Source organism: Streptomyces sp. AF1A (assembly GCF_047340315.1).
Lineage (GTDB): Bacteria > Actinomycetota > Actinomycetes > Streptomycetales > Streptomycetaceae > Streptomyces.
The window spans coordinates 1-7,595 of the sequence record NZ_JBLEBI010000254.1 but is presented as its reverse complement, the minus strand read 5'-3'; the positions used below and the strand labels follow the sequence as shown (position 1 = coordinate 7,595).

At 70.7% G+C, this 7,595-nt stretch carries 6 protein-coding genes and 1 tRNA gene; 6 read left to right on the top strand and 1 reads right to left on the bottom strand.

The annotated features are described in order from the left end of the window. The first annotated feature begins 98 nt into the window (after positions 1–98). From ACLU3S_RS34605 to ACLU3S_RS34595, 3 genes are all read left to right on the top strand, one after another. Positions 99–557, top strand: coding sequence for a molybdenum cofactor biosynthesis protein MoaE (locus ACLU3S_RS34605; protein ID WP_413955937.1), 459 nt, complete (start codon positions 99–101; stop codon positions 555–557). A gap of 247 nt (positions 558–804) precedes the next feature. After that, positions 805–978, top strand: coding sequence for a hypothetical protein (locus tag ACLU3S_RS34600; protein ID WP_413955936.1), 174 nt, complete (start codon positions 805–807; stop codon positions 976–978). A 50-nt stretch (positions 979–1,028) separates the two neighbouring features. After that, entirely contained in the window at positions 1,029–2,123 is a 1,095-nt protein-coding gene (locus tag ACLU3S_RS34595; protein ID WP_413955935.1) for a PDZ domain-containing protein, read from the top strand. Between the two features lie 105 nt (positions 2,124–2,228). On the opposite strand, the gene ACLU3S_RS34590 is transcribed toward ACLU3S_RS34595, so the two are convergent. Continuing rightward, a complete protein-coding gene (locus tag ACLU3S_RS34590) occupies positions 2,229–2,771 on the bottom strand; it encodes a PPA1309 family protein (protein WP_413955934.1) in 543 nt (180 codons plus the stop codon). 164 nt (positions 2,772–2,935) lie between these two features. Here ACLU3S_RS34590 and ACLU3S_RS34585 point away from each other — a divergent pair, with 164 nt between their 5' ends. The 3 genes from ACLU3S_RS34585 to ACLU3S_RS34575 all read left to right on the top strand — a co-directional run. Beyond that, complete coding sequence (locus ACLU3S_RS34585) at positions 2,936–5,878, top strand: UPF0182 family protein (protein ID WP_413955938.1); 2,943 nt, start codon at positions 2,936–2,938, stop codon at positions 5,876–5,878. 41 nt (positions 5,879–5,919) lie between these two features. Beyond that, positions 5,920–5,993: transfer RNA gene (locus tag ACLU3S_RS34580), tRNA-Met, on the top strand. Positions 5,994–6,196: 203 nt separating this feature from the next. Beyond that, the coding region (locus tag ACLU3S_RS34575) for a sel1 repeat family protein (protein WP_413955933.1) at positions 6,197–7,595 on the top strand (1,399 nt) is incomplete at its 3' end.

Genomic DNA, 7,595 nt, shown 5'->3' with positions numbered 1-7,595 from the left:
GTCCGGTGGCTTTGCCGTACGAGCATCCGGAGCAGTGCGCGCGCGTGCCTGTGAATCTCGTATTCCCCGCTGTCACAGCCGTGCGGCACGATGGGGGCATGGCAGACACGACCGGACACCCCGGTGAGCAGGCGGCGCAGGACCCCATCAAGCTGATCGGCATCCGGGAGACCCCGCTCTCCGTGGACGAGGTGTTCCAGGCCGTCGGGGACGCCGCGGCCGGTGGCATCGCGCTGTTCGTGGGGACCGTGCGCAACCACGACGGGGGCGCCGACGTGGACGCGCTCGGGTACTCCTGCCATCCGACCGCCGAGGCCGAGATGCGGCGCATCGCCGAGAAGGTCGTCGCGGACCACCCGGTGCGGGCGCTGGCCGCCGTCCACCGGGTCGGGGAGCTGGCCGTCGGTGATCTCGCCGTCGTCGTCGCCGTGGCCTGCCCGCACCGGGCGGAGGCCTTCGAGGCCTGCCGCAAGCTGATCGACGACCTCAAGCACGAGGTGCCGATCTGGAAGCACCAGCAGTTCTCGGACGGCACAGAAGAATGGGTCGGCGCGTAGCGCTGTCGTTGGGGGGTGGTGGTCGGGTGACGGGTGGGCGGGTCGGCGCGTAGCGCTGTCGTTGGGGGGTGGTGGTCGGGTGACGGGTGGGCGGGTCGGCGCGTAGCTTCGACGTGCCCCGGACCGGTCACCTCCGGTACGCGTCCGTTCGGGTTGCGTAACCGGCCCCCTCACGTGAGCGTTGTCAGTGCAGACGGTTAATCTGCTGATCAGTCAGTGCGGACGCTCGTGGCGTTGGGAGGTCGGCATGGGGGCGCTTGTCTGGCTGCTGATTCCGCTTGTGGCTGCGATCGGCGGCGGGCTGTGGGGAAGCTGGGCCAACCGGACCCGCAGGGTGCGCGGCGATGGTCCCGAGCTGGACGGGTACGCCCGGTTCCGCGAGGCGATGGAGAAGTCGCACTCCGGTGCGCCGGGCGCGTGACAGGGGTGCCCTGACGGTGTGCTGACAGCGGCGTCCCGTACTGTCGTGGCATGCCACGCCGCACCGCGACGATGCTCGCCTCGACCCTGATGCTGATCGCGCTCCTGTGCGCGGGAGTGCTCATCCCCGTGCCGTACGCGGAGATGTCTCCCGGCCCGACCGTGAACACGCTCGGCAATCACGACGGCGAGCCGGTGCTGCAGATCTCCGGGCACCGGACGTACCCCGCGGACGGCCACCTGAACATGACCACGGTCCGGGTGACCAGCGCGGACTTCCGGATGAACCTGGTGGAGGCCGTCTACGGCTGGCTGGCGCACGACAGCAAGATCGTGCCGCACGAGACGCTCTACCCGGCCGGCACGACGGAGGAGCAGTCCACCCAGCAGAACGCCGAGGAGTTCAGCCAGTCCCAGGAGAGCGCCAAGGTCGCCGCCCTGAAGCAGCTCGGCATCACGGTGAAGTCCTGGGTGATCGTCTCCACCGTCGTCAAGAACGCACCGGCCGAGGGCAGGCTGCACGCCGGTGACGTGATCAAGGCCGTCGACGGCACCCCGGTCAAGCAGCCCGGCGACGTCGCCAAACTGGTCACCAAGCACAAGCCGGGCCAGAACGTCGTCTTCACCGTGGTGCCCGCCAAGGAGCAGGCCGCCGCCGAGAAGGAGCACCGGACGGCGGCCACGCGGAACGTGACCATCACGACCACGACCTCCGACGACACCGGCCCCGATCGGGCCGTCGTCGGTATCTCCGCCGGGACCGACCACACCTTCCCGTTCCGCGTCGACATCAAGCTCGCCGACGTCGGCGGGCCGAGCGCCGGCCTGATGTTCGCGCTCGGCATCTACGACAAGCTCACCCCCGGCAGCCTGACCGGCGGCGCGTTCGTCGCCGGCACCGGCACCATCGACGACGACGGCACGGTCGGGCCGATCGGCGGCATCCAGATGAAGACCATCGGCGCGCGCGACAAGGGCGCCCGGTACTTCCTGACGCCGGCCGACAACTGTGCGGCGGCCGCCCAGGGCACGCCGAGCGGGCTCACCCTGGTGAAGGTCAAGAACATCAGTGACGCGCTCGGCGCGCTCAAGGACATCCGCACCGGCGACACCGCGGCGCTGCCGAAGTGCACCACCAAGGACTGAACCGAGCATGACACGGCTGGGGCGCCCCCGGGGACCGGGGGCGCCCCAGCGCCGTAGGCCCGGCGGGCCGTGCCGGGGCCGACCGTCCCGCCCGCCCGGCAGGACCTAGGCGGCGAACGTCGCCGCCAGGGCCTCCGCAAGGCCCGGCACCAGCTCCGGGCCGGTCAGGACCTCCGTCGGGGAGTCCTTCTCGCGCAGCCGCAGCGCCGACTCGCGGCTGCCGTCGCGCAGCACCGCCACGGTCATCCGGACCTCCTGGCGCTCGGGGTGGTCCGCCACCCACTTGGCCAGCTCGGCCTCACCCAGGTTCTGCGGGACCTGCGCCTCGGCGGAGGGCGGCAGCATCAGCCGCTCCACCGAGAGCGCGCAGCCGGCCACCGCGTCGGGCCAGGCGATGGTGCCGAGGAACTCGTCGAGCGGCTTGTCGGACGGCAGCTCGTCCTGCTCGATCGGGGTGAGACCGGTCGTCGCCGGCTCGTCCTCCAGGCCCAGCTGGGCCGCGAGCGCGGGTTCCTCGGCCCGCAGCCGTGCGGTGTCTACGAGGGCGAAGAGGCGAGCGGGCTGGTCCCAGCCGAGGCCGGAGGCGTACTCGTCGATCTCGAGTACGGCCCGGGTGAGGGGGCTCGCTGCCATGGGAGTGTTGGACATGGTCACAATCCTGCCTCGTTCCCGGCCGGAATCGGGAACCGAGCACAGCGTGAGTAAGTTGCATAAGTGTTGGCCCGCGATCACGGGGGGCAACCTCGGGCCCGCGAACACGAGGGCCTGACGGATCGACAGCGAACTTCGAGGTGCGCACCTTGGCTTTCCAGATGCCGGACCGCGGCGGAGGCCCGACGGGGCCACGGATCAGGGCGGGACGCCCGTCCCGGGGCGTCCGGACCCTGCTCATGACCCTGGGCGTCCTGGCTGTCCTCGGCATGGCGTTCACGATGTTCGCGGGCTTCTGGACGGACTGGCTGTGGTACCGGTCGGTGCACTACTCGTCCGTGTTCACCACCACACTGTGGACCAAGATCGGGCTGTTCTTCGTGTTCGGCCTGCTGATGGCGCTGGCGGTCGGCCTCAACATCTGGCTCGCGCACCGGCTGCGGCCCCCGCTGAGCGCCATGTCCATGGAGCAGCAGAGTCTCGACCGCTACCGGATGGGCATCGCGCCGTACAAGACGTGGCTGCTGCTCGCCGTGACCGCCCTCGTCGGACTGATCGCGGGCGCCTCGGCGGCCGGCCAGTGGCGCACCTGGCTGATGTGGGTGAACGGCGTGCCCTTCCACCAGAAGGACCCCCAGTTCCACCTCGACGTCTCCTTCTACGCCTTCGACCTGCCCTGGTACCGGTTCCTGCTCGGCTTCGGCTTCGCCGCCACGATCCTGTGCCTGATCGCCGCCGCCCTGACCCACTACCTGTACGGCGGGCTGCGCGTCACCAGCCCCGGCGCGCGCGCCACCGCCGCCGCGACCGGCCATCTGTCGGTGCTGCTCGGCACCTTCGTCGCCCTCAAGGCGGTCGCCTACTGGCTCGACCGGTACGGCCTGGCCGTCAAGTCCAGCGACTTCAAGGCCACCGGCAACTGGACCGGCCTGCGCTACGTCGACGCCAACGCCTACCTCCCGGCCAAGACGATCCTGTTCTGCATCGCCGTCATCTGCGCCCTGCTGTTCTTCGCCACCCTGTGGCGGCGCACCTGGCAGCTGCCCGTCATCGGCTTCGGCCTGATGGTCCTGTCGGCGATCCTGATCGGCGGGCTGTACCCGGCGATCGTGCAGAAGTTCCAGGTCCAGCCCAACGAGCAGGCCAAGGAAGCCCCGTACGTCCAGAAGAACCTCAAGGCGACCCGCGAGGCGTACGGCATCGACGACACCAAGGTCACCGAGTACGCCGGCAAGGCCACGACCTCGGACAAGACCAGGCTGCGGAGCGACGCGAACGACGCGGCGAGCATCCGGATCATGGACCCGAACATCGTCTCGCCGACGTTCCAGCAGCTGCAGCAGATGAAGAACTACTACGCGTTCCCGGCCAACCTGGACGTCGACCGGTACACCCAGGACGGCAAGGACCAGGACACGGTCATCGGCCTGCGCGAACTGAACCTGGCCGGCATCCCCAAGAACAACTGGATCAACGACCACTTCCGCTACACACACGGCTTCGGCGTGGTCGCCGCCAAGGGCACCGCGGCCGACGCCCAGGGCCAGCCCGTCTTCACCGAGTACGACCTGCCCTCCCGCGGCTCCCTGGGCACGTACGAACAGCGGATCTACTACGGCGAGAAGACCACCACGTACTCCATCGTCGGCGGCCCACAGAAGGAGATCGACTACTCCGACGACAGCGGCGAGAAGACCACCAGCTACGACGGCAGGAGCGGCGTCAACCTCGACAACCCGCTCAACCGGGCCGCGTACGCGGTCGCGTTCAACGAGCCGCAGATCCTCTACTCGGGCGCCATCGGCAAGGGCTCGCGCATCCTGTACAACCGCACGCCCAAGGAGCGCGTCGAGGCGGTCGCCCCCTGGCTGACCATCGACGGCGACGCCTACCCGGCGGTCGTGAACGGCCGCATCCAGTGGATCGTCGACGCCTACACGACGTCGAACGGCTACCCGTACTCCTCGCGTACGACCCTCGGCGACACCACGGCCGACTCGCTCACCGCCACCAGCAACAACCGCACCGTGGTGGCCCAGCAGAACCAGGTCAACTACATCCGCAACTCGGTGAAGGCGACCGTCGACGCGTACACCGGCGAGGTCAGGCTCTACCAGTGGGACACCCAGGACCCGGTGCTGAAGACCTGGATGAAGGCCTTCCCCGGCACGGTGCAGCCGCGCGGCGCCATCTCCCGGGACCTGATGGCTCATCTGCGCTACCCGCAGGACCTGTTCAAGGTGCAGCGCGAGCTGCTCACCCGCTACCACGTGACGGACGCGCAGACGTTCCTCACCGGCAGCGAGGTGTGGCAGGTGCCCGCCGACCCGACCAACAAGTCGGGCAACGCGGTCCCGCCGTACTACCTGAGCATGAAGATGCCCGACCAGAGCGCGCAGGCGTTCTCGCTGTCGACGACGTTCACGCCCAACGGCCGTGACAACCTGAGCGCGTTCATGTCGGTCGACGCGGAGGCGGGCACCAGCGACTACGGCAAGATCAGAATCCTGAAGCTGCCGACCAGCACCACCGTCGACGGACCCAAACAGGTCCAGAGCCAGTTCAACTCCGAACAGGACATCGCCGCCGCGATCAAGCTCCTCAAGGGCGGGGACTCGGAGGTGGAGTACGGCAACCTGCTGACCGTGCCGCTGGACGGCGGACTGCTCTACGCGGAGCCCGTCTACGTCCGCGGTGGCGGTCTCAAGTACCCCTTGCTGCGCAAGGTGCTGGTCACCTACGAGGGCAGGACGGCGTTCGAGAACACCCTCGGCGAGGCACTCGACAAGGTCTTCGGCACGCAGGGCTCCACGCCCCCGCCGAGTACCGGGACCACCAACCCGCCCCCGTCCGCCAATCCGACCGTCCAACAGGCCCTGGAGGACGCCCAGAAGGCCTTCCAGGCCGGTCAGGACGCCCTCAAGCAGCCCAACGGGCCCGACTGGACGGCGTACGCCAAGGCGCAGAAGGACCTCCAGGACGCGCTGAAGCAGGCGCGGGACGCGGAGGCCAAGGCCGCCGCCGGCGGCAAGAACGGCGACACCGGCGGCGCCAAGGGCAACGACAGGAGCAGTGGCGGGAACAGCGGCGGGAAGGAGAGTTGATCAACGCCGCTCCGCGTCGTGGTACGGTTGCCGAGCAACGGCGCGGGGTGGAGCAGCTCGGTAGCTCGCTGGGCTCATAACCCAGAGGTCGCAGGTTCAAATCCTGTCCCCGCTACTGCGGTCGAAGGCCCGGATCCAAGGGATCCGGGCCTTCGTGGTGTGCGAACTCATGTCCAGGAGGGAGGGACGGCCGCGCCGCCGTGGGGAGTTGGGCGGGGTGTGTTTGACTTGTCGTCCTGTGGGCATGTCGACAAAACGCTGAAGTGACCTCACGGGCTGCGGTATACCGGGTGTACCCAGGTTGCAGGTGGTGCGACGATGGACGTTATGGGGGACAAGGCAACTCTGTTCGAGTCAGGGCGATTTGTGCAGCCGTCCGGTGAGGAGCCGACCCGCGACGAGATGGGCGACATGGGGGACGCCGCCGAGGAGGTGCGCCTCGCGCTCGCCGCGCGCAGCGGCGACGCCGAGGCGGCGAGCGTCCTCGGAGCCATGCTGCTGCGCCGCGGCGACCTCGAGGCGGCCGAACCCCACCTGCGCGCCGCCACCGCGGCCGGCGACCGCGCCGCCGCCAACAACCTGGGTGTCCTCCTGCACCAGCGCGGCTACGCCGAGGAGGCCGCCGGCTGGTGGCGGATCGCCGCCGTCGCCGGCTTCGCCGCCGCCGCGCACGCCCTCGGCCGCCACCACCGCGAGCGCGGCGACGAGCCGGCCGCCGAGTACTGGCTGCGCCAGTCCGCCGAGCAGGGCCACGTCCTCGGCGCCTACGCGCTCGCCGACCTGCTGGAGCACCGCGGGGACGCCGCCGCCGAGCACTGGATGCGGGTCGCCGCCGAGCACGGGCACCGCGAGGCCGCCTACCGGCTGGCGCGCGCACTGGACCGCCGGGCCGGGCACGGGGAGGAGGGCGCCGCTGACAACGCTGTCGCCCAGGCCGAGCAGTGGTACCGGCAGGCCGCCGCACGAGGCCACCGGCGGGCCGCGCTGCACCTCGGGGCGATCCTGGAGAAGCGCGGCGAGCTGAAGGAGGCCGGGCGCTGGTACCTGACCTCCGCCAAGGACGGCGAGCCGCGGGCCGCCTGCGCGCTCGGTTTCCTGCTGCGGGACGCCGGCGACACGGAGAGCGCGGCCGTGTGGTGGCTGCGCGCCGCCCAGGAGGGCGACGGCAACGCGGCCAACGCCCTGGGCGCGCTGCACGCCGAGCGCGGCGAGACCCAGACCGCCGAGCGCTGGTACCGGGCGGCCCTGGACGCCGGCGACGACAACGGCGCCTACAACCTCGGGCTGCTCTGCGCGGAACAGGGGCGCACCGCGCAGGCCGAGCAGTGGTACAGGCGGGCCGCCTACGCCGGGCACCGGGAGGCCGCGAACGCGCTGGCCATCCTGCTGCTCCAGGGCGGCGACACCACCGGCGCCGAGCCGTGGTTCTCCAAGGCCGCCGAGGGCGGCAGCGTGGACGCCGCGTTCAACCTCGGCATCCTCTACGCCGGGCGCGGTGAGGAGAAGACTGCCCTGGGCTGGTACGAGCGGGCGGCCGCCGCCGGGCACACCGAGGCCGCGCTGCAGGTCGGCATCGCCCGGCTGCGCGAGGGCGACGAGCGGGAGGCCGAACGGCATCTGCGCTGTGCCGCGGGCGGGGGCAGCGCGGAGGCCGCGTACCGGCTGGCCACGCTGCTCGACGCCCGCCGGCCGCCGGAGCCCGCGCACGAGCTGGGCG

Excerpts from the sequence above, each read along its gene's own strand:
- ACLU3S_RS34605 (WP_413955937.1), top strand. The coding sequence starts at position 99 with ATGGCAGACACGACCGGACACCCCGGTGAGCAGGCGGCGCAGGACCCC.
- ACLU3S_RS34600 (WP_413955936.1), top strand. The coding sequence starts at position 805 with ATGGGGGCGCTTGTCTGGCTGCTGATTCCGCTTGTGGCTGCGATCGGC.
- ACLU3S_RS34595 (WP_413955935.1), top strand. The coding sequence starts at position 1,029 with ATGCCACGCCGCACCGCGACGATGCTCGCCTCGACCCTGATGCTGATC.
- ACLU3S_RS34590 (WP_413955934.1), bottom strand. The coding sequence starts at position 2,771 with ATGTCCAACACTCCCATGGCAGCGAGCCCCCTCACCCGGGCCGTACTC.
- ACLU3S_RS34585 (WP_413955938.1), top strand. The coding sequence starts at position 2,936 with ATGCCGGACCGCGGCGGAGGCCCGACGGGGCCACGGATCAGGGCGGGA.